The organism is Paenibacillus sp. 102 (assembly GCF_039549175.1).
Lineage (GTDB): Bacteria > Bacillota > Bacilli > Bacillales > Bacillaceae_G > Bacillus_A.
Genome location: NZ_JBCGHT010000008.1, coordinates 152,430 through 174,129, shown reverse-complemented (window position 1 = coordinate 174,129; position 21,700 = coordinate 152,430). Strand labels below are relative to the sequence as shown.

21 protein-coding genes are annotated in these 21,700 nt (G+C 34.9%); 16 read left to right on the top strand and 5 right to left on the bottom strand.

All coding sequences use genetic code 11. The features are described from left to right. Positions 1-381 precede the first annotated feature (381 nt). The 8 genes from AAIE21_RS18340 (at position 382) to AAIE21_RS18305 (ending at position 8,308) form a co-directional block, all read left to right on the top strand. Complete coding sequence (locus AAIE21_RS18340; RefSeq protein WP_343268083.1) at positions 382-696, top strand: hypothetical protein; 315 nt, start codon at positions 382-384, stop codon at positions 694-696. A gap of 233 nt (positions 697-929) precedes the next feature. Beyond that, the gene (fosB, locus tag AAIE21_RS18335) at positions 930-1,346 is read left to right on the top strand and encodes a FosB family fosfomycin resistance bacillithiol transferase (RefSeq protein WP_343268082.1); all 417 of its coding nucleotides are present in this window, start codon (positions 930-932) and stop codon (positions 1,344-1,346) included. Between the two features lie 199 nt (positions 1,347-1,545). Further along, the gene (locus AAIE21_RS18330) at positions 1,546-2,982 is read left to right on the top strand and encodes an IS4 family transposase (protein WP_343268081.1); all 1,437 of its coding nucleotides are present in this window, start codon (positions 1,546-1,548) and stop codon (positions 2,980-2,982) included. 408 nt (positions 2,983-3,390) lie between these two features. Further along, positions 3,391-4,128 (top strand): ABC transporter ATP-binding protein, encoded by a 738-nt coding sequence (locus AAIE21_RS18325; RefSeq protein ID WP_343268080.1) that lies wholly within the window; start codon positions 3,391-3,393, stop codon positions 4,126-4,128. Between the two features lie 75 nt (positions 4,129-4,203). Continuing rightward, positions 4,204-5,154, top strand: a complete 951-nt coding sequence (locus tag AAIE21_RS18320) for an ABC transporter ATP-binding protein (RefSeq protein WP_343268079.1) — start codon at positions 4,204-4,206, stop codon at positions 5,152-5,154. Between the two features lies 1 nt (position 5,155). Further along, positions 5,156-5,896 (top strand): ABC transporter permease, encoded by a 741-nt coding sequence (locus AAIE21_RS18315; RefSeq protein ID WP_098674507.1) that lies wholly within the window; start codon positions 5,156-5,158, stop codon positions 5,894-5,896. A 545-nt stretch (positions 5,897-6,441) separates the two neighbouring features. After that, positions 6,442-7,728, top strand: coding sequence for an APC family permease (locus AAIE21_RS18310; protein WP_343268078.1), 1,287 nt, complete (start codon positions 6,442-6,444; stop codon positions 7,726-7,728). Continuing rightward, the gene (locus AAIE21_RS18305; protein ID WP_343268077.1) at positions 7,712-8,308 is read left to right on the top strand and encodes a bifunctional transcriptional activator/DNA repair enzyme AdaA; all 597 of its coding nucleotides are present in this window, start codon (positions 7,712-7,714) and stop codon (positions 8,306-8,308) included. The genes AAIE21_RS18310 and AAIE21_RS18305 overlap by 17 nt, the downstream gene beginning before the upstream one ends. Positions 8,309-8,853: 545 nt before the next feature. On the opposite strand, the gene AAIE21_RS18300 is transcribed toward AAIE21_RS18305, so the two are convergent. Further along, a complete protein-coding gene (locus tag AAIE21_RS18300; RefSeq protein WP_343268076.1) occupies positions 8,854-10,284 on the bottom strand; it encodes an IS4 family transposase in 1,431 nt (476 codons plus the stop codon). 190 nt (positions 10,285-10,474) lie between these two features. Here AAIE21_RS18300 and AAIE21_RS18295 point away from each other — a divergent pair, with 190 nt between their 5' ends. After that, the gene (locus AAIE21_RS18295) at positions 10,475-11,047 is read left to right on the top strand and encodes a DJ-1/PfpI family protein (RefSeq protein WP_327903905.1); all 573 of its coding nucleotides are present in this window, start codon (positions 10,475-10,477) and stop codon (positions 11,045-11,047) included. Between the two features lie 256 nt (positions 11,048-11,303). On the opposite strand, the gene AAIE21_RS18290 is transcribed toward AAIE21_RS18295, so the two are convergent. The 3 genes from AAIE21_RS18290 to AAIE21_RS18280 form a co-directional block, all read right to left on the bottom strand. After that, a complete protein-coding gene (locus AAIE21_RS18290; RefSeq protein WP_343268075.1) occupies positions 11,304-12,734 on the bottom strand; it encodes an IS4 family transposase in 1,431 nt (476 codons plus the stop codon). Positions 12,735-12,878: 144 nt separating this feature from the next. Continuing rightward, positions 12,879-13,256 (bottom strand): YxeA family protein, encoded by a 378-nt coding sequence (locus AAIE21_RS18285; RefSeq protein WP_343268074.1) that lies wholly within the window; start codon positions 13,254-13,256, stop codon positions 12,879-12,881. Between the two features lie 390 nt (positions 13,257-13,646). After that, complete coding sequence (locus AAIE21_RS18280) at positions 13,647-13,853, bottom strand: hypothetical protein (RefSeq protein WP_343268073.1); 207 nt, start codon at positions 13,851-13,853, stop codon at positions 13,647-13,649. 268 nt (positions 13,854-14,121) lie between these two features. On the opposite strand from AAIE21_RS18280, the gene AAIE21_RS18275 reads away from it, so the two are divergent. The 6 genes from AAIE21_RS18275 (at position 14,122) to AAIE21_RS18250 (ending at position 18,820) form a co-directional block, all read left to right on the top strand. Then, entirely contained in the window at positions 14,122-14,727 is a 606-nt protein-coding gene (locus AAIE21_RS18275; RefSeq protein ID WP_343268072.1) for a pentapeptide repeat-containing protein, read from the top strand. Positions 14,728-14,805: 78 nt separating this feature from the next. Beyond that, a complete protein-coding gene (locus AAIE21_RS18270) occupies positions 14,806-15,252 on the top strand; it encodes a GNAT family N-acetyltransferase (protein WP_343268071.1) in 447 nt (148 codons plus the stop codon). A 27-nt stretch (positions 15,253-15,279) separates the two neighbouring features. Then, the gene (locus tag AAIE21_RS18265) at positions 15,280-15,624 is read left to right on the top strand and encodes a YunG family protein (protein WP_343268070.1); all 345 of its coding nucleotides are present in this window, start codon (positions 15,280-15,282) and stop codon (positions 15,622-15,624) included. Between the two features lie 92 nt (positions 15,625-15,716). After that, entirely contained in the window at positions 15,717-17,045 is a 1,329-nt protein-coding gene (locus AAIE21_RS18260) for a bifunctional S-methyl-5'-thioadenosine deaminase/S-adenosylhomocysteine deaminase (RefSeq protein ID WP_343268069.1), read from the top strand. Positions 17,046-17,253: 208 nt separating this feature from the next. Continuing rightward, positions 17,254-18,135, top strand: a complete 882-nt coding sequence (locus AAIE21_RS18255) for a phosphotransferase family protein (protein ID WP_343268068.1) — start codon at positions 17,254-17,256, stop codon at positions 18,133-18,135. A gap of 235 nt (positions 18,136-18,370) precedes the next feature. After that, positions 18,371-18,820, top strand: coding sequence for an AraC family transcriptional regulator (locus AAIE21_RS18250; RefSeq protein ID WP_343268067.1), 450 nt, complete (start codon positions 18,371-18,373; stop codon positions 18,818-18,820). A gap of 48 nt (positions 18,821-18,868) precedes the next feature. On the opposite strand, the gene AAIE21_RS18245 is transcribed toward AAIE21_RS18250, so the two are convergent. Further along, complete coding sequence (locus AAIE21_RS18245) at positions 18,869-20,164, bottom strand: Nramp family divalent metal transporter (RefSeq protein WP_343268066.1); 1,296 nt, start codon at positions 20,162-20,164, stop codon at positions 18,869-18,871. Between the two features lie 524 nt (positions 20,165-20,688). Between AAIE21_RS18245 and trhO the strand changes: the two genes are divergently transcribed. Continuing rightward, positions 20,689-21,663, top strand: coding sequence for an oxygen-dependent tRNA uridine(34) hydroxylase TrhO (gene trhO, locus AAIE21_RS18240; RefSeq protein WP_343268065.1), 975 nt, complete (start codon positions 20,689-20,691; stop codon positions 21,661-21,663). The last annotated feature ends 37 nt before the right edge of the window (positions 21,664-21,700 follow it).

Genomic DNA, 21,700 nt, shown 5'->3' with positions numbered 1-21,700 from the left:
ATAACTCTTGTTTTTGATGCATATTCATAAAAAGCACGTCACCCTTTCTCATTAACATAAGAGAATAGTAACGTGCTTTTAACTTCAAAAATAGTCTAAATCCTTAAGTTGATGGATGTGGGGTAGCACCACATGCCCATCAACTTAAGAATTTTATAACACTCCAAACAAAAAAATGTACATTTCCTCCTAGATATGTACATTTTTTTGTTTCGGGATATTTGCTTTTCTTAGCTTGATTGTGATGTGGCGAGAACCCATTTATAAAAATAGATTCCAATAGAAATTTAAATACCTCTTTCAAATAAATACAATCTTTGCACCAGAACCATATATACTATATGAACGTATACAATAAACATAATTAAAGGAGAATAGAACTTGATAAAACATATACTCAGTTTCATTCTTGGAACAATTGTTATATTAATTGGTTCCTTTTGGGTTATTTCTTACACCCTCGAAACAATTGACAGTAACGTAAGCCATATTACTCGTGACAAAAAGTATTTTAGTAAGCTATATGAATATGATATTAACCTTTGGATGATTGCAAACCTTATATTTTTCATTTTTTGTGCAATTACTGTTCTTATTTCTAAGTTACCTAATTATAAGAAGAAAAGAAGTACTCATATAAAAAAATATAGTCATACAAATCAGCGTAAAAAAGCAAAGAGAAGGCGTCGTAAATAATTATTTTTTATAAAACAATATACATATTTTATTTTGGATAATATAAGTAGAAAAAAGAAAAGATTAACATCTCAAGATGAAAATGTACATTTTCATCTTGAGATGTTAATCTTCTCGTCTTGGAGTATTTGCTTTCCTTAGCTTGCTGGTGGTAGGTCTGTACTTCTAGTAGAAAACGTCTTTTTACTTATAATGGGATATATAACTTAATCAATTAATAAGGAGAATGGAACATGATACAAAGTATTAACCACATTTGTTTTTCAGTTGCAAATCTAGAGAAAGCTATTGAGTTTTATCAAAATATACTTCAAGCGAAATTATTAGTAAAAGGTAGAAAGTTAGCTTATTTTGATTTAAATGGTTTATGGATTGCTCTAAATGTGGAAGAAAGTATACCAAGAAACGAAATTCAGTACTCTTACACACATATAGCTTTCACTGTAACAAATAATGAGTTTGATTCTTTAAAAGAAATATTAATTCAAAATCATGTTAATATCTTACCTGGACGAGAGAGAGATGGCCGAGATAAACGGTCTATTTATTTTACAGATCCAGATGGTCACAAGTTTGAGTTTCATACTGGTACTTTACAAGATCGTTTACAATATTATAAAGAAGATAAAAAGCATATGACTTTTTACTGATTAAAAAAGCTAGTAAAATACTAGCTTTTTGCACTTCTGATAATGAAGATTATATAAATGTATAAAGGTAACAGAAACAATGATTAAACAGATATATAAGGCACCAATACATCGCTATAAAACTAAGGTTTTGCACTATCCATAAAGCCAAAAAGACGTTATCCTTTCTGTAGAATTATAGGAAAGGATGGCGTCTTTTATGAATCTCTTGATTCAAGATGAGCTACAACCATTTGCGAAAGAATTACAGCGATATGTTACACCTGTATTTTTAGAAGAACTTGCAAGAGAAATCGGATTTATAAAGCGAAAACGTAAGTTTTCCGGCCCAGATTTAGCTAATATTTGTATTTGGATCAGTCAACGGGTGGCAAGTGATCCCTTAGTCCGATTATGTAGCAGGCTTCATGCAGCTACTGGTACTTTACTCAGCCCTGAGGGCTTAAATAAACGTTTAAATGCGAAAGCAGTTTTGTTTTTAAAACATATTTTTTCTTTACTATTACAACAAAAAGTATGTGAACAAACACAAATTTCTAACCATCTCTTCTCTTATTTTGGGCGAATCCGTATCCTAGATGCCACCGTATTTCAAGTGCCAAATGCTTTAGAGAATGTATATCCAGGCTCTGGAGGATGTGCCCAAACAGCCGGAATCAAAATTCAATTAGAATACGATCTGCACAGTGGGGAATTTCTTAACTTTCAAGTTGGACCTGGAAAAAATAATGACAAAACATTTGGTACGGAATGCTTAGATACCTTACGACCAGGAGATTTATGTATTCGTGATTTGGGGTATTTTTCATTGGAAGACTTAGATCAAATGGATCAACGAGGTACATACTATATTTCTCGTTTAAAATTAAATACAAATGTATATGTAAAAAATCCAACCCCAGAATACTTTAAAAATGGTGCAATTAAGAAACAATCGGAATACATACAAATTGATGTGAAACAGCTTTTAAACCAACTACAGCCCGGAGAAACATTTGAATTAAAACATGCTTATATTGGTGATAAACAACAACTTTTTACACGTGTTATTTTTAATCGATTAACAGAAAAGCAACTTCAAAAACGACGAACGAAGATCGCGGAAAAAGAAAAATCACAAAATAGAACGTACTCAGAGAAAAGTAAACTGGTAGCGGGATTAAACGTATACGTGACAAATACACCTTGGGAATGGGTTCCGATGGAACAGGTACATGAATTATATACTTTGCGTTGGCAAATAGAGATTGTCTTTAAAACGTGGAAATCACTCTTCAAAATAGACCATTATCGTAATGTAAAACGGGAGCGATTAGAGTGCCAATTATATGGAAAGCTAGTCGCTATTTTCCTGTGCTCCTCTACTATGTTTAAAATGCGTCAACTTCTTTTGAAAAAGAAGAAAAGAGAATTAAGCGAATATAAAGCGATTGGAATGGTTCAAGATTATTTACATCTGTTGTATCAAGCTATACAACAAAACACACAAGAAATAACAAAGATTCTAATCCGCCTGTTCCACCTCCTACAGAAGAATGGACGGAAATCTCATCGATATGAGAAGAAAACAGTCTTTGATATTATGAGTGTTGTCTATGAGTATAGTGAACTTGGAAAACAAAAGAAAGCTGCATAATTTTTAAAAATGATACCTAACTAGGTTTATTTGGTATGCCCATTTTTAAAGGTAAATAGTGTTTCAAGAGTTTTTTAGTATGTTTGAACGAAAGTTCATTTTGTTTCCGTTCTTAAGTTGATGGGCATGGGGTCACCATATCATTTAGGGAAAATTGTACGTTTAGACACATTTTCGACACAACTATCTATTTTTTTCTCTTTAAGGAAATAGATAGTTTTTTTATTTCTATACATCAGTTGAATAGTGTTTGTTGCCTATACTTTGATTGAAAACATAATACTCATTACACCTTACAACATTGTAAGGCAAATGTAAGAATAATAAATATCTTCTTTAAAACATAATAGCTAAACTAACAATATATGAATCAACTTGAGATTACATTGGATAATGGAGGAAACTATTATGAGTAAGACAGTATTACATGTAAATAAAGTGAAAAAGGTATACGGAAAAAAGGGAGAAAATCAATCCCATGCTTTAAAAGACGTATCTTTTTCCATTGAAGAAGGAGAATTTGTTGGAATCATGGGTCCCTCAGGCTCAGGGAAGACAACATTATTAAATGTAATTTCTACTTTAGATAAAGCAACTGAAGGTATCATTACCATTGCCGGGACAGATATTACAAAGATGAGAACCAATGACCTTTCTGACTTTCGTTCTCAAAAATTAGGATTTATCTTTCAAGATTTTAACTTACTTGAAAATTTATCGATTTATGAAAACATTGCATTGCCACTTTCTCTTCAAGGTAAATCCTCTCGTGATATTAAGACTAAAGTACAAGGTGTAACGGATATGTTAGGAATTACTTCTATTCTTTCGAAATATCCTGCTGAGATTTCTGGAGGGCAAAAGCAACGTACTGCTGCGGCCCGTGCACTACTCAATAATCCAACCGTACTGGTATTGGATGAAACAACGAGCGCTTTGGATCATATAAGTGAAGCGCGGGTAGATGAATATTTATCTAGTATTAATTGTACACGAATAGTGATAGCCCATCGGTTATCGACGGTGATGAATAGCGACATGATCATTGTTTTGGAGAATGGGAAGGTTTGCGATGTAGGAAATCACAGTCAGTTGTTACATACTTCAAGTTATTATCAATATTACTATAGAGAAATGAGTTCATAGCTGATTTTTATTTACAGGCTGTTCTTAATGGATTCATGAAATGAGGCTACACTTATAATGTAAGGAGTGGGACAATTGAAAACGGTACTATCGGTGCAACACCTAACGAAAGAAATCAAGGGCAAGTTAATTGTGCAAGACATATCGTTCGATGTGGTAGAGGGAGAGATTATTGGACTACTTGGTGCGAACGGAGCGGGCAAGACAACCACGATGAAGATGATAGTTGGTCTAAGCACAATAAGTGCCGGGGACGTGCGGATTGCAGGTTACAGTATTAAGAGTCAGTTTTCTAAAGCACTCTTCAATGTAGGGGCAGTGATTGAAGCACCTGCATTCTATCCTTATTTGAGTGGGTACGAAAATTTACGTCAATATCAGCGTTTGCACAAAAATGCGAGTAAGGATTGGTTGCTGGAGGTAGCCAGTCTGACTGGGATAGAACATGCGCTTAAGCAGCGAGTAGGCACGTACTCCATGGGAATGAAACAACGCTTGGGAATTGCACAAGCACTACTGCGAAAACCAAAGTTGCTTGTGTTAGATGAGCCGATGAATGCACTTGATCCTGCTGGTGTCCGTGAAACCCGGAACTATTTAAATAGAATTGCGGCAGATTTGGGCGTAGCAATTGTGATCTCCAGTCATCAACTGTCTGAGATTGAGCAGATGGCACGCCGAGTGGTTATTATGCAGAATGGCTGCTTAGTGACAGAGCAGCGGATTGATGATAGGTTAAGTGATGGGAAATTCTGTATTACTCTTCACATTGATAATATTGAGCATACAAGCGAAGTTGTGGTTAACTTGTTTGGGGATGCTCATCATGCATTGGATTATATGCAGACAGAGAAATTATCTAACGGTTTGCATACTATGACAGTAGCTATTGATGAAGGTCAAGTTCCAAAGTTGATTCGAGCATTGTGTGATGCCGGGGTGGAAGTTCATCGGGTGTTGCCGACACATACGAGTTTAGAGGATAAGTTTTTAAAATGGACAACTGCGCGCGGTGAGGTGAGTTAAGTTGTTATGGAATGAATGTTTGAAGATAGTGAATAAAAGAATCTTTATTCTTTCACACATTGGTTTTATTGTGATGACGGTACTTTTATCTTGGGCGTACATCAGTAATCTCAAGGCTGATGATACGGTGGCTCAAATGGTAAATGCTTTGCTTGGCCTATCGGGAATGCTTGTTATTCTACCTTGGGCGATTGTTTTGTCACCTCTTATTTGGACGGATGAGTATCAATATGGTACTCTGAAACAACTATTCCTGCATACGTCCTCGCGCTCACGGTTGTATGTTGCAAAAATTGCTGCGATGATTTTGCTCATCGTTACGGGTGTTGTTAATATATTCATTGTTTCTTTGTTAGTGAATCTTCTGATGGCTCCAAAAAACATACAATGGGGCGACATGACGGATGTTATATACTCTATCGGAGCAATCGTATTGCAATGTTGCCTATATGCAAGTCTAGCGTCCTTGATTGGCGTGTGGACGAGATCAGCTGCTATCGCAGTAGGCAGTAGCTTAGTGCTATACTTTTTACAGATAATGTTTGGAGGTAGTCTCTTATCTACATCATGGACGCACATTCTATTCATTCATCATGATGATTTAAGTGTCTATTGGAGCACATCACAATATAAATCGGAATTAGTTGGCTTACCTATGTCGTTAGCGATAGATATCGCCTATATTTTGTTTTTCTTTGCAATTGGATTATGGTTGTTCGTCAAAGAGAGAGGAGCAGACTAAACATAACACAGAGCTAAGAATGAGCAAAATAGGATACAGTTATGTCGCTTATGCCGATACTCCGGATAACGGTATGGAAGACGAAAACAATGAATGTGAAACTGAAAGTATCCAATAATGATAAGTGACAATTGATTACGCTAGTCCAATAAACCAGCAGCAGTCTAGGACTTTATTTTTTTGTCAAAGACTACCGCGTCCCGCCAACAAAACGCGAATTTCGTACGCTAAGGAATTTTCAAGGCAAAAAACTTGGTTTTACCGTACGTTAAGAATGTTCCATAAACGATATTTAACCCTTTTTATGGTGCTTTGTTTTGTTAAGTGACAAAAAAGTAATTTAATTTACAATAAAGTCGTTTAAAACATAATAAAGTTATTTAAAAAACACTAGTTATGTTTTTCAACAATCGATACAGATTATTGAAAGAGAAATATAATAAAAATGCTTTTGATTGTTTTATTAAACGAATTAAACCGCAAAAAACAAGAAGAATTCCCCCCCCGTTACTAGTACACTAAATGCTATAAAAGGGGGGGAGATCATGAACAATAAAGCCATTGGATTATTTCAAGGAATTGCGTTATACATTGCAGCTATTCTAGGATCAGGTGTCCTTTTTTTATCGGGGGTAACGGCCTCAATAGCGGGCCCTGCATCCATTTTATCCTGGTTTATCGTTATTATAATTAGTTTTCCGCTTGCTTATTCCTTTGCTAGTTTGGCACGGATATATCCTGACTCCGGTGGAGCAGCAACCTTTGTTAGAAATTCTTTCGGATATCATCTTGGCAATATCGTTGGGTGGTTTTACTTTGTAACAGCAGCAGTTGGTCAAACAATTGTATCTTTAACCGCTGCTTTTTACGTCAGTCAAGCATTTGGATTTTCACATTTTGAAACAACTTTAATTGCCGTCTTTATTTTGGTAATTGCAGGTACTTCCAATTATTACGGCGTAAATATTAGTGGTAAAGTTGCATTGATTTTAAGTTCTTTATTACTGATTCTCTTAGTGGCAGCTGTATTTGTGGCGTTTCCAAGAATACAATGGGGGAATTTTACTCCCTTTGTTCCAAATGGATGGTTTTCTGTCGGGAACGCTATAACGGTTATCTTTTGGTCATTTTTCGGTTGGGAGGCGATTTGTAATCTGGCTGAGCAATTTAAAAGGCCAGAAAAAGATATTGTCAAAGGGGCAGTTATTAGTGCAGTTATCATTGGATTATTATTTTCAGCGTTAAGCCTTGTCACTATTGGAACGGCCACGTATGGGAGTCAAGAAAGCAACCTGTCTCCTATTGGTGTTATAATGGGAGATACAGTAGGTGGAGGTGCCAAAGTAGTTACAGCTGTTTTAGCTTTAATTATTTGTACAGGGACAGCAAATGCTTTTGTAGCCAGCCTAACGCAATTAGGGTACTCATTAAGCAGGGATGGTGCTTTTCCAAAATTTTTCTCAAGACTGCATACAACTACTCAAATTCCAAGACAGATGGTATTGTTTGTTATCTGTTTTTCGGTAGCAGGTGTTTTAGTGACGAAGGCGTTGTCACTGACGTTTGATGATATTTTGTTTATACCGACTTCACTTGGGATTCTAGTTTACGTTCTTTCAATGGCAGCAGGCGTTAAGTTGTTTAAGAAGAACACACCGGCATGGTGGGCATCGTTAATCTCTTTCATTTTATGTTTGCTGGTGATTCCATTTTTTCAATTGTATATATTTGTTCCTTTAATTGTCGTGGCTTTATATGCGATTTATATGCTTTTGAGTAATAAGATTTTCGCCTACAAGGGAGGGTTAAAATCTAATGAAGGATCAAAATAACCTTTCCATAAATACCATGTGGAAGGCAACAGTATCATGTAATTCAGCGTATGACGGGATATTCTTTTACGCAGTCAAGACAACTGGGGTTTTCTGCCGACCTTCTTGCAAGTCTAAGGTTCCTAATTATGAAAATGTATCCTTTTTTTCAAATGCACAAGAAGCTCAAAGTGCAGGCTATCGACCATGCAAAAGATGCCGACCAGATCTAGATATAAAAATATATGACCCGTTCGAGTGCGTTTTGGAAGATACTATGCGATTGATAAAAAATCATTATGTTCAAAACATGACTTTAAATGAAATTGCATCAAGGGTAGGAGTTAGTCGTTTTCATTTAAATCGGATTTTCAAAGAAAGAACAGGGTATACTCCTCGAATATATTTAGAAAGGATCAGAGTTAAGAAAGCAAAGGAACTTCTCTTGACAACGGTCTTTAATAGTACGGAGATTGGTTACCAAACAGGCTATCAAAGTGTATCTAGCTTTTATAATGCATTTAAAAGAAATACAGGACTTTCACCAAGTCAATTCCGTGCTTGCCATAGTGGAAATACGGCAAACCAAGAATTTGACTGAATTCACGTTCTTTAACAAAAGATAGAATGAATTAACAAGAGTGTTTTGTACTTCTCATATTTTTTGAAAATTGTGATACAAGGAAAGTATTCAAAATACACCAAAAGAGACTATTATATAATTTGTGTAGGACTATTCTAGAAACGGTCACTATTCTTGAATAAACCTTAGATTTTTAAACGACTTTATTGTTATATTTTTGAGTACAGTGAAGCATCTTATATCGAAAATTAAACAACTATATTTTAACCCTGTCCTAAATTTAGAACGGGGTTATGCTTGTTTTAGGGACTATTTGGTACTGGTTAGTCAACCCCAATCGCAATAACTATAGGTTTTCTACAACCTACTAGTGGATCTAATCCATTTGTTGGTTCATCTAAGCGTACGAAATTCGCGAAATGTTGGTGCTACCCCATCGCCATCAAGCTAAGCTTATATAAGTTTAATTTCATGTGAGATTTTTTCTTTTTTCTAAAGATCCAGTGTAAGTTCTTTAAAGGTTTTCATACCAAATAAACCCTATCGGGTTTCAATTTTTTGGATTACGCTACATGCTTGTGGGACATAGAAAAGTTATATATGACGCCTAAAATATCAAAGACTGTTTTCTTCTCATACCTATGGGATTTTCGTCTGTTTTTCTGTAAGAGATTAAACAGACGAAACAATATCTTTGTTAATTCTTGGGTGTCTTTTGGTAAAGATTGATAAATAAGTGGAAAATAATCTTTTATGATATAAATCGCTTTATATTCGCTTAGTTCTCGTTTTTTCTTGATGAGGAGTAATTGGCGCATTTGAAACATGGTGGAGGAACAAAGAAGGATGCTAATTAATTGTCCATATAAATGACATTCAAGTCGTTCTAATTTTATAGAGTTACAGTGATGAATACGAAAAAGTGATTTCCATGTTTTAAAGATAAGTTCAATTTGCCAGCGTAAGGAGTAAAAATCGTATACTTGTTCCTTTTGTAAATATTCCAAAGGAATATTTGTAATGTAAAAGTTAATGGCACTAAGCCGCTTACTCCGTTCTTTATAGGTAATTTGCTTCTTATGTTCTTTAGATGCTAAATCCTTTTGCCTACGTTTCATTTGCGTTTCAGTTAATTTGTACAGAATGAGTCTTGCAGGAAGTTTCTGATACATTCCAATATAAATCTCAGGAATTTCATATGTTTCACCTGACTGTAATTGGTCAATGAATTGCTCCATATCTAATTGGATGTACTCAGAATGTTTTTTTATGGTGCCATTCTGAAAGTATTCAGGCTCTCTATTCTTTTGATATATACGAGTATTGAGCTTTAATCGTGAAATAAAATAAGCGCCACACTCGTCTATCGTATGTAGATCTTTTAAGTCGAAGTATCTTAAATCACGTATACATACATCGTGCGGTTGAAGAGATGTTAGGCAAGTAGAACCATACGTTTTATCATTATGCTTTCCTGATCCTACATGAACATGTAGAAACTGACCACTTAGTAAATCATACTCTAGTTGAATTTTCACACCAGCATTTTGACCACTACCACCTGAACCTTGATATTTAGGAGCGAATTTATCCGGAACCTGAAAATGTGTAGAATCCAATACACGAATACGACGAAAATAGTTTGTATATAGAGTTGTAATTTTGCTAGTGGAACAAAATTGTTGATGAAGTAAATACGCTAGTATTTGTTGTAAAAACTGCACAGCTTGAGAATTAAAGCGTTGATTGAGTCCTTCTGGACTCATAGAAATACCTGTGTTAGCTTCTAATCGACTACATAATTGTGTCAATGAAGTATGAGCTATATTTTGGCTTAACCAAACACACAGAGCTACTAAATCTTGTGCACGATATTTACTTTTTCGTTGAACAAATCCTACTTTTCTAGCTAACTGATCCAGAGCGTGTGGTGACATATGTTGCTGTAATTCTTTAGAAAACAATTGTAATTCATCAGAAATCGATAAATTCATATCAAAAACGCCACCCTTTCTGTATATTTCTACAAAAAGAATAGCGTTTTTTTCATTTTATGGATACAATTTTTTAGCTTGATGGCGATGGGGCGATACCCAGTTATTAAAAAATTTAAACCTCGCTACCGCCAATTGAAATTGTTATAATTAAAATGTTTTTAATATTTTAATAATGGAGGATTAGAAAATGAAAATTGCAATAGTCTGTTTCGATAACTTTACTGATATAGATGTTTTTCTACCATGGGATTTATTAAATCGTGTACGTTTAGTTGGCGGTATTTCTGATTGGAATGTCCAACTATTAGGAACGGAAAAAACTCATATATCCATGTCTGGCTTACGTATTCCCATGACAGGAAGCATATCTGATATTCCTTCTGCTGACGCTGTAATATTTGCAAGTGGTAAGGGTGTACAAGATTTATATAAAAATCAAGAATATATTAATAGCATTCATGTAGATCCACAGAGACAATTAATAGGCTCTATGTGTTCTGGTTCACTATTACTAGGAGCTAAAAAATTGTTAACTGGCAAAAAAGCAACTACATATCCATCCGTAGTAGAACAGCTTAAAGAATTTGATGTAGATGTTATTGAACAAAGTTTTGTAAATGAAGGCAATATATCGACTGCTGCGGGTTGTTTTGCTGCTCAAGATCTCTCAGCTTGGATTATAAGAACCCTAATTAATGAAGAAATGGTTGATACTGTGCTAGAAACTGTTCAACCAGTAGGCAAAGGTTTATATTTTTAATTTCAAATTAAGTCAAGGGATTGGTTGCTCCCCAAAACGAAAAAATGAGCTTTTTTGTTACAAGTTAGCACAAAATTTCGTTCTGGGGTACTATAAAATTTTAGCTTGATGGCGATGTGGCGGGACCCCATTGCTATCAAGCTAAGCTCATGTAACGTCAATGATAAGCAAGAGTATTTCTTTTTTCGAAAGTCTATATGTAGATGCTTTAAAGATTTGCATACGAAATAAACCCTAATGGGTTTCGTTTTTTGATTTAAGCCGCTTGATTATCAGACATGGTACAATTGTAAACGACACCTAATATATCAAAGACCGTTTTCTTCTCATACCTATGAGATTTTCGCCCGTTTTGCTGTAGGAGGTTGAACAGGCGAATTAGAATCTTTGATAGCTCTTGGGTGTCTTTCTGTATAGCTTGGAAAATAAGAAGAAAGTAATCTTTAATCATATATATGGCCTTATATTCACTCAGTTCTCGTTTCTTTTTCATAAGAAGTAATTGCCGCATTTGAAACATGGTAGAAGAACAGAGTAGAATGGCAATCAGTTGCCCATACAAATGGCATTCCAATCGTTCCCGTTTTATCTTTTTACAATGATGAATGTGAAAGAATGATTTCCACGTTTTAAATAAAATTTCGATTTGCCAACGTAAAGAATACCAATCATGTACTTGTTCCATCGGAACAATATCTGTAGGAGTGTTGGTCATATAAACATTGATACCACTAAGTCGTTTACTACGAGGAGAATATTTCATTCCTTTCTTTTTTTCTCGTACAACTTGATCCTGTAATCGTTTTTTTTGTTGTTCTTTGGTTAGTCGATGAACAATCACACGAGTTGGGACTTTATCGGTCACTCCTACATAAGCGTTGGATATTTCACTTGTTTGTCCTGGTTGAAGAGAGTTCATTAAAACCTCCATATCTATCTGAATATACTCTGTACCTTTCTTGATTCTGCCATCTTGAAAATAATCAGGGTTAGGGTTTTTTTGATAAATACGTGTATTCGATTTGATACGTGAGATATAATAAGCCTTTTTATCTTGTATATGTTGAAGATCTTTCAAATGAAAATAACCTAAATCTCGGATATATAAATCATTCGCTGTTACAGTTGGGACACACAGAGAGCCGTAGGTTCGATCATGTTGTTTACCTGGACCTGTATGAATATGAAGGAATTGTCCACTTAATAAATCATACTCAAGTTGAATCTTCACCCCCGCTGTATGGCTGCATCCCCCTGCACCGGGATAAACGGATGAAAAGGAATCTGGGAGTTGAAATGCGGTTGAATCTAAAATACGGATACGCTTGAAAATAGAAGTATATGGAGAAGAAATCGGCATAGATGAGGCCAATTTTTGGTTTAGTAGTTCAGCTAGTATGTGTTGTAAAAATTGGACGGCTGCTCGATTAAATCGTTGATTTAGTCCTTCAGGACTGATGAGTATTTCTGTTGATGCTTCTAAACAGCTAGACAACTGAGTTAAAGACGTCGTAGCGACATTTTGGTTCATCCATACACATAAAGCGATTAGATCTTTTGCTTGGTACTTACTGGTTCGTTGCACAAAACCAACATCTCTAGCAAAACCTCGTAAGATATTTGGAGATAAGAAGCTTTGAATCTCTTGAGCAAATAGTTGTAATTCATCAGATACAGAAATAAACATACAAAACCGCCATCCTTTCCTATGATTCTACAGAAAGAATAGCGTATTTTTTCATTTTAGGGTATATTTTATTCAGCTAGTTTGATAGCGATATGGTGCTATCTCCTCGTATATAAGAGAGTATCCTTTATTTTGATTGGGTAATTATTTAATATGTAATTTTTCTTTTACTTTTGAAGGTAAATCACCTTCTTGAACTTCCTCATAGGATTTTACTTCTTTATGATTTATTTCTGTATTGTTGTTATCCTGTTGATCGATATAAAGGCGTATAAAGGCATTTTCTTTAAGGGGGGTGTCTTTTGGTTTTACACTTCCAAATGTAACTGTTTTTTCTACTCCATCCTTATTATAAGTAGATAAAGTATAGAAACGTTGGTTACCTTTTACCTCACCTTTGTTTGTTATTTGTACATAGTATTGTTCTGTTCCCATTCTATTTATAGTAGGTGATCTTTCGCATCCTATAGCAAAACTAGAAAACAGTACGAATAATATAAATATAACTAATGATTTTTTCATATAACTCTCTCCTTATCTTTGTATATGGAAATTATAGTAAAGGATTTATAGTGAAAAAATTGATTTTAGTGACATTAATATTACAAAATTGTAAGGTTTATTAGGGGTAACCATACATGCCCATCAACTTAAGAATTTTATAACACCCCCAGGATGAAAATATCGTGTGTTTTTTACAGAAAATGGCTTATTTTTTCGTTTTGGGGGTATTTGTATTTCTTAGCTTGATAGCGATGTGGCGGGACCCCTATCTGGACTATTGGGGATGAAAATGATGAAAACTATGCAAATTCCGTGCAAGGGAGAAAGAGTGGGTTGTAATCATTTGTTATCAAGCTAACGGGTGAATTTATTAGAAATGGATAAAAGGATTCTACATGAAATTGAGTCTTAAGTAGTTTTTAATTCTCTATATCCTTTTATCATTGCCAAACTGTTTGTATATGGTTCATGTTCATTTACGCAGTACGTCTTCTGTGTATTGTTGCTTTTTCCTGTAACCTCCAAATACTTGAGGTACTTCATCATAGGAATGCCTTCATTATCTACTAATATGTATCTCTTTCCATTCTCTAGAATCACTTCTTGTACACGCATAGACCTTTACCTCCTAAAACCTTTTTACGCTCTGTTTACCGACCACCCTATGCCTCCCGCTGTGGGCTTTGTCCCCTAACTAATAAAAATACATTTCAGTAATGACATTATATACATAATAGACAATTTTTCGGATATCTGATTATTATATCTATTTTGTATTGAAAAATAGGATAGCATGTTCTATATTGAACATGCTATCCTATTATCATTTTTGTATAGTTAATTGTCGAAGTGAGGTTTCTTTTTGGAAATTTGGAGGGAAAGTATGAGTGAATTTGTAAGTAAAGAGTATGTAGAAGTAGATTTTCGTGATGTTGCTATAAAAGAAGAGGAATTAAAAAATTGTACATTTATAAAGTGCCGTTTTAGAGGTGTAGATGCATCAGAAATTGTAACGGAAAATTGCAATTTCATAGAATGTGACTTCACAGGCGCTCTTTTTAATGCTTCCATTCATCAAGAAACTACGTTTGCAAATTGTAAGTTTTTTGGAGTGAATTTTTTTGTTTCTAAGTTTGAGGAATGTAAAATGACGGGCTCTGATTTTGAAGAGGCGAATTTAGATGGAATCACAATTGTATCTGGAGATTGGTCATATACAAATTTAAGATTTGTGAATTTAAGTAAACAAAAATTAAAGGGTATTCGTTTAGTTGAAGCTGACCTATATGAATGCAATTTAGAAAAAGTTGATTTACGTGATGCTGATTTGACGGGTGCACAATTAGGAAAAGTAAAGCTGGCAGGTGCAGATTTACGGGGAGCGGTAGTTGATAGAATTGACTTTAGAGCATTTGATTTAAATAATGTAAGATTGGATATAACGCAGGCAGTTGCTGTGGCAAAATGTTATGGAGCGAAGGTAGATTAAAATGATGAGAGACCCCTTGCTATGCTAAAGTACAAGTAAGGGGTCTTTTTGTAATATAAAGGAAAGGAAGAGGAAGAAATGATAGTGAGAGAAGTGTTATTAAACGAAGCAAATGAACTAAGTCATATAGCACTAATATCAAAGGCAACTTGGGACTACAGCGAAGAGTTCATACAAGCTTGTAAGGAAGACTTAACAATTACGGAGGATTATATTGTGAATAACTACGTATATGTTTTAGAAAATGAAGGAATAAAAATTGGTTTTTTTTCGTTTTTGCGTAAACAGGAGGATGCTCTTGATTTTCTATATTTACATCCAAATTATAAAGGAAAAGGTTATGGGAAACTTTTGTGGCAAAGCGTTGTAGAAAAAGCAGCTGAATTAGGAATTAAGAGTTTTACAATTGATAGCGATCCTAATGCAAAAGGCTATTATATAAAAATGGGAGCGAAATTAATCGGAGAGACACCTTCTACAGTTTTTAAAGGTCGAGTTTTGCCACTTTTACAATATGATGTATAAAGCTGATTATATATAGGAGATGCTGAGATGGAAGGTTTAAAAATTGAACAGATACATAAGATTTTACTGAAATCTTGGTCACTTGATACAAGCTCCAAATGGACAATAGAAAATCCAGCAAAAGGGCAATGTGGTGTAACAGCACTTGTTATACATGATTTCCTTGGAGGAGAAATAAAGAAGACGCAAGTTGGCGAAGACTGGCACTTTTATAATGTTATAAATGGAAAGCGATATGATTTTACAGCAACACAATTTTTTGAAGAGATAGCTTATATGGATATTCCTTCTAATAGAGAAGAAGCATTTGCAGACACAAATGAAAGGCAATATTATGCTTTAAAACAGAAAGTGCATATCTTTATGCGATAGAATTTGTCTGAAATGAAATATCTTTTGACTCTTAATGTTTAATAAGTTACTATAATGGTGGTAACTTATTAAAGGGAATATACTTCATAGAGTTGAGAGGGGAAATACTTTTGAAAACAGCTTATGTAAGCGCTACGATTGCAACTTTAAATGAACAGAATGAAGTGTTACAAAACGGATATATCATTGTAGAAGATGATAAAATTATAGAAGTGAAAAATGGTGAATTCTCTAATGAAAATCAAGTAGATGAAGTAGTAAATCTTAAAGGGAAATGGATATTGCCAGGTCTTGTGAATACACATACACATGTTGTGATGAGCCTTTTACGTGGAATTGGTGATGATATGTTATTACAGCCGTGGCTTGAAACGAGAATTTGGCCACTTGAAAGCCAATTTACGCCAGAGCTTGCGGTTGCTAGTACAGAACTTGGTTTATTAGAAATGGTGAAGAGTGGGACGACAACATTTTCTGATATGTTTAATCCAATTGGTGTAGATCAGGACGCGATTATGGAAGCGGTTCGTAATAGTGGAATGCGTGCGGCTGTTTCAAGAACTTTATTTAGCTTTGGAACGAAAGAAGATGAAAAAAAAGCAATTCAAGATGCTGAAAAATATGTAAAACGATATTACAGTGAAAACGGCATGTTAACAACGATGGTTGCACCTCATAGTCCATATACATGCTCTACAGAAATGTTAGAAGAGTGTGCGAGAATCGCGGTAGAAAATCAGACAATGGTTCATATTCACCTTTCAGAAACAGAGCGTGAAGTACATGATATTGAAGCGCAATATGGAAAACGTCCAGTAGAGTATGCAGCAAGTTGTGGCTTATTTAAGAGACCAACAGTTATTGCGCACGGGGTTGTATTAAATGAAAATGAGCGCGCTTTCTTAGCAGAACATGATGTTCGTGTGGCTCATAATCCAAATAGCAACTTAAAATTAGGGTCGGGTATAGCAGATGTTAAGTCAATGTTGGAAGCGGGAATTAAAGTGGGTATCGCAACAGATAGCGTTGCATCTAACAATAATTTAGACATGTTTGAAGAACTTCGCGTTGCAACCTTATTACAAAAAGGAATTCATAAAGATGCAACAGCGTTACCAGTTGAAACAGCTCTTTCACTTGCAACAAGAAGAGCTGCAGAAGTTATTGGAATGAAACAAACTGGTTCCATTGAAATAGGGAAATGTGCCGACTTTATTACTATTGACCCATCTGATAAGCCACACTTGCAACCGGCAGAAGAAGTATTGTCACACCTTGTGTATGCAGCGAGTGGAAAAGACGTATCTGATGTTGTCATTAACGGGAAGCATATTGTGTGGAATGGTGAATGTAAAACATTAGATGAAGAGCGAATTATTTTTGAAGCAAGCTGTTATAAGCGAGGATTAAATATGGAGTAAAGAATATACTAGAGATAGAAGTTATCTTGAAATCTTTAGTGAGTAAGCGTACTTATAAAGTGAATTTTGAATCAGTGGGGTGTTCCCCCACTGATTATTATTTTGATAAAAAAAGTTTGTTCAATTAATAATAACAAGTTTTCGGATTCTAAATAATGTAAAATTAAAGTGTTAAAGTATGTTAGATTATAGGGGTAGAGGGGGGGGCATGGATAAGCTACAACAAGTACTAGAAAGATTTAATTTGAATGTATTAACAATTGAAGATGTTCCGCAGTCTTTTAGTTCAATGGTTTATAAAATTAAGTTACTGGATCAGTGCGTGGTCTATATAAAAATTCCGTATTCTAAAGTAAAGCTGGAACGCGAGTATACAGTACTTGAACGATTTCGTCATGAATTATTAGTACCACGAGTGTTGGATTATTGGGAAGGTAATGAGGATGTTACTGGTGCATTATTGTTATCCGCAATCAACGGTGTCCCGGCAACAGGAAATGTGGATGCAGCCTTAGCCTATGATATTGGAGTACAACATGCCAAGCTGCATGCAATTATTCCAAATGAACAGGATTTCAAAAGCTCTGTTTCCAATGTGTATAGTCAATGGTCTGAGTTTATTCAGCAACATTTTTATTCCTTCGCAGAAGATGTAAAGGAAGTGATTGAACCACGTTTATATGAAGAATCGTTACAATATTTTGAACGTCATCTAACATTACTTCCAACTCCAGATGGACCTTGTTTTATACATATGGATTTTCGACCGGGTAATATTTTAGTTTGTGAAAATCTAGTGACTGGTATCATTGATTTTGAAAGTGTCCGTATTGGCGCAACCGAAATGGATTTTACAAAAATGAATCGTGATATTTTCATGAAATATCCTGGAACAATAGAAGCATATCAACAGGGCTATGAATCCATTCGGCCGCTTATTGATTTACAAGAAGTTTTGCAGTTTTATCGTTTTACCGATTCGTTCAATTCAATTGGTTGGTGTAAAAGAAGAGGCATTGAAAAGCATCAAACTTTTTTACAAGAGAATTTATCAATTTTAAACACTTTTTTACGACCATGCAATAGTTAAAGGAAAGTTATCAAATTGTATTGTAGGAACAGTTGAATAGAGAAATAAAAGCACTCGTTATAGTAAACTTTGTTTATAACGAGTGCTTTTGTCTTTCTTAGAAGGGAGAGCAAGGTGTGATATATGAATAATGCTTTGGGAATGGTTGTAATTTTTAAAAATTTAGATGATTCTTTTTTTATACCGTGATAATTTGGAAATGTAGTAAATATCGATATAAAAGGAGAAAAGATATATGAATATTAAGATTGAAAATTTACCAAAATATCGAATTGCATATGTGCGACAAGTTGGTCCATACGGTTCGGATAATGTCCAAGCGATGAAAAAATTAAAAAATTGGGCAGAGAAAAACAATTTGCTTGCCGAAACAGCAATAATACTTGGAATTTCACAAGACAATCCTGAAACAACGGCCCCTGTAAATTGTCGCTATGATGCGTGTATCGTCATTTCAAATGATTATCCAATTGATGATACCGTGAGTGAAAGTGAAGTACCTGGCGGGAGATATGCTATTTGCAAAGTCAAACATACAGCAGAAGATATTCAAAAAGCGTGGGCTGAAATTTTTTCCGAACTATTAAACAGTGGCTATCAAATGGATACCAAACCGATTTTTGAAAGGTATATTGTGGAAATGGTTTATAGCGATTATTGTGAGATCTGCGTACCTATAAAGTGAAAATAAAAAGAGGATATCGTACATATTCGTGCGATATCCTCTTTCTTATTATCCAGTAAAAGTTTGATACAGTAAGAAAATATTTAAAGCAATAACGAGCCCAGCAATTAGCCAAGCAATTGTGTTTGTAATACGATGATTTACGAGTACGCCCATAATCTTTTTGCTACTTGTAAACATAATAAGAGGTACTAATGCAAACGCGATTCCAAATGATAATACAACCTGACTCATGACAAGGGCGTAAGTGGGATTCACACCTAAAGCGATAATAACAAGAGGTGGGATCATTGTAATAAGTCGTCTTACATATAAAGGAATATGCATGCGGATAAATCCTTGCATAATAATATCACCAGACATTGTACCGACGGAAGAACTAGATAAACCCGCAGCTAACAATCCAATTCCAAAAAGGCTAGCTGATACAGGTCCAACTAAGTTGCCGAATTGGTTAAAAGCAACATCTAAATCTTCAACATGTAAGCCGTTTTTGAAGAACAAGGCAGCTGCTACAATTAGCATACTTGCATTAATCGCTCCAGCAATCACCATTGCAATAATGATATCAATGAATTCAAAGCGGAAAATCTTTTTACGCTGTTCATCTGTTGTTCCGACTACGCGGCGCTGCGTTAAAGCAGAATGTAGATAAATTGCATGTGGCATGACTGTTGCACCTAAAATACCAGCTGCTAGTAAAATACTGTCTACACCTTGAAATTTAGGAATAAATAGTCCTGAAAGAAGAGGACTTAGCTCTGGTTTCGCATAGAATACTTGTACACCAAACGCTACAACAACGATAAAGACCATTCCTGTAATAACAGCTTCTAATGGACGAAAGCCTCTACGCTGAAATTCAAGAATAATGAATGATCCAACTGCAGTAATTAAAGCAGCGGGTAACATTGGAATGCCAAACAATAAATATAATCCTAAAGCAGCACCGATGAATTCGGCTAAATCAGTAGCCATAATAACGAGTTCACCTTGTATCCATAAACCGATTGAAACGGGTTTTGGAAAATGCTCACGAGCGATCTCAGGAAGGTTTTTACCAGTAGCAATCCCGAGTTTTGCTGATAGAGACTGAATTAATACGGCCATTAAATTGGAAGCTAGAATCACCCAAAGTAATAAATAACCGTATTGTGATCCTGCTGCAATATTTGTGGCGAAGTTCCCTGGATCAATATAAGCAACAGATGCGATAAATGCCGGTCCTAAAAAAGGTAATAATCTTTTTAATCCTTTTGTTTCACCACTTAAAGCTAAATGAGCAGATTGAACTGTTGTACTTTGAGAAGGGATTTGTTCATCTTTTGTTATACCTTTATTCATAGTAGTCTTCCCCTTTAGTTTCTTAGCTCGATGTAATTATTGTATTTATTTCAATACATTTATATATTTCAGTTGATGTTTTTATTGGAACATAAATGTTTCCTTAATGCAAATTATATGACCATACACAATAAAAGATGTACTTGAAATAATTATGTAAAAAAAATAAATAAAACAGAGAACATACAGTTATAACTTCTGGGATTGCGGGAGAATAAAGAGAAGTGACCTATAATATGGAATGGAAAAGAGTGTTTTTTAATTGTAAAATAAGATTCACAGCATATTAATTGCTGGAAATCAATTTGTATGTTATATAATATATTGGGATTACATCACAACCGCAGTGGATTGTTATGTAATCTCGTTTTTCATTTGCGTTAACTTACGGGAAAACATTGTAAATAGGAGAAAGTTATTTGAACAATAGTTAGCATATTTTTTCTTATTCTTATATGTTCCGATATGATCGTTAACTTATACATGATTTTAAAATATTGATTTAGATAGGTGGTTAAAATAAAATGTCAAATACGAAACCATACAGAGTATTACTGTACTACATGTACACTACAATTGAGAATCCTGAAGAATTTGCTGCTCAGCATTTAGAATTTTGTAATTCACTTGAGTTAAAAGGAAGAATTCTTGTAGCAGAAGAAGGGATTAACGGAACTGCTTCAGGTACTATTGAACAAACAGAAAAATATATGGAAGCAATGAAGAACGACCCACGTTTTGCTGGAATCGTTTTTAAAGTGGATGAAGCGGATGAGCATGCGTTCAAAAAAATGCATGTGCGTCCTCGTGAAGAGCTTGTTACACTTCGACTACATGATGATATTAATCCGAAAGAAACAACAGGAAAATATTTAGATCCAAAAGAATTTTATGAAGCAATGCAAGAGGAAAATACGGTTATCATCGATGCGAGAAACGATTATGAATTTGATCTAGGCCATTTTAGAGGTGCGATTAAGCCGGACATTAAATCATTCCGTGAATTGCCAGACTGGATCGATGAAAATAAAGAGATTCTTGAAGGTAAAAAGATTTTAACGTATTGTACGGGCGGTATCCGCTGTGAGAAATTTTCAGGTTGGTTAGTTCGAGAAGGTTTTGAAGACGTAAGTCAGCTTCATGGCGGGATTGTAACGTACGGGAAAGACCCTGAAGTACAAGGCGAACTTTGGGATGGACAATGTTACGTATTCGATGAGCGTATTGGTGTGCCAGTAAACCAAAAAGAACATGTTATTGTTGGGAAAGACCACTTTACAAAAGAACCATGTGAGCGCTATGTAAATTGTGCAAATCCAGAATGTAACAAACAAATCTTATGCTCGGAAGAAAATGAAGAGAAATATTTACGTGCATGTTCACATGAATGCCGTGTACACCCACGTAACCGTTATGTGGCAGAGCATGAATTAACAGAAGAGCAAGTGACTACTGCATTAGCAAAAATTGAAGCAGAAAATCAAGTGAAATTAGGATAATCATTCACTTTTATAAAAAACGGATTTTCTCGTAAAA

What these genes read in the sequence shown, in the direction of transcription:
- AAIE21_RS18275 (WP_343268072.1), top strand. Translation starts at nt 14,122, where the DNA reads ATGAGTGAATTTGTAAGTAAAGAGTATGTAGAAGTAGATTTTCGTGAT.
- AAIE21_RS18295 (WP_327903905.1), top strand. Translation starts at nt 10,475, where the DNA reads ATGAAAATTGCAATAGTCTGTTTCGATAACTTTACTGATATAGATGTT.
- AAIE21_RS18245 (WP_343268066.1), bottom strand. Translation starts at nt 20,164, where the DNA reads ATGAATAAAGGTATAACAAAAGATGAACAAATCCCTTCTCAAAGTACA.
- AAIE21_RS18300 (WP_343268076.1), bottom strand. Translation starts at nt 10,284, where the DNA reads ATGAATTTATCGATTTCTGATGAATTACAATTGTTTTCTAAAGAATTA.
- AAIE21_RS18325 (WP_343268080.1), top strand. Translation starts at nt 3,391, where the DNA reads ATGAGTAAGACAGTATTACATGTAAATAAAGTGAAAAAGGTATACGGA.
- fosB (WP_343268082.1), top strand. Translation starts at nt 930, where the DNA reads ATGATACAAAGTATTAACCACATTTGTTTTTCAGTTGCAAATCTAGAG.
- AAIE21_RS18305 (WP_343268077.1), top strand. Translation starts at nt 7,712, where the DNA reads ATGAAGGATCAAAATAACCTTTCCATAAATACCATGTGGAAGGCAACA.
- AAIE21_RS18285 (WP_343268074.1), bottom strand. Translation starts at nt 13,256, where the DNA reads ATGAAAAAATCATTAGTTATATTTATATTATTCGTACTGTTTTCTAGT.
- AAIE21_RS18330 (WP_343268081.1), top strand. Translation starts at nt 1,546, where the DNA reads ATGAATCTCTTGATTCAAGATGAGCTACAACCATTTGCGAAAGAATTA.
- AAIE21_RS18250 (WP_343268067.1), top strand. Translation starts at nt 18,371, where the DNA reads ATGAATATTAAGATTGAAAATTTACCAAAATATCGAATTGCATATGTG.
- AAIE21_RS18270 (WP_343268071.1), top strand. Translation starts at nt 14,806, where the DNA reads ATGATAGTGAGAGAAGTGTTATTAAACGAAGCAAATGAACTAAGTCAT.
- trhO (WP_343268065.1), top strand. Translation starts at nt 20,689, where the DNA reads ATGTCAAATACGAAACCATACAGAGTATTACTGTACTACATGTACACT.
- AAIE21_RS18265 (WP_343268070.1), top strand. Translation starts at nt 15,280, where the DNA reads ATGGAAGGTTTAAAAATTGAACAGATACATAAGATTTTACTGAAATCT.
- AAIE21_RS18290 (WP_343268075.1), bottom strand. Translation starts at nt 12,734, where the DNA reads ATGTTTATTTCTGTATCTGATGAATTACAACTATTTGCTCAAGAGATT.
- AAIE21_RS18310 (WP_343268078.1), top strand. Translation starts at nt 6,442, where the DNA reads ATGAACAATAAAGCCATTGGATTATTTCAAGGAATTGCGTTATACATT.
- AAIE21_RS18255 (WP_343268068.1), top strand. Translation starts at nt 17,254, where the DNA reads ATGGATAAGCTACAACAAGTACTAGAAAGATTTAATTTGAATGTATTA.
- AAIE21_RS18280 (WP_343268073.1), bottom strand. Translation starts at nt 13,853, where the DNA reads ATGCGTGTACAAGAAGTGATTCTAGAGAATGGAAAGAGATACATATTA.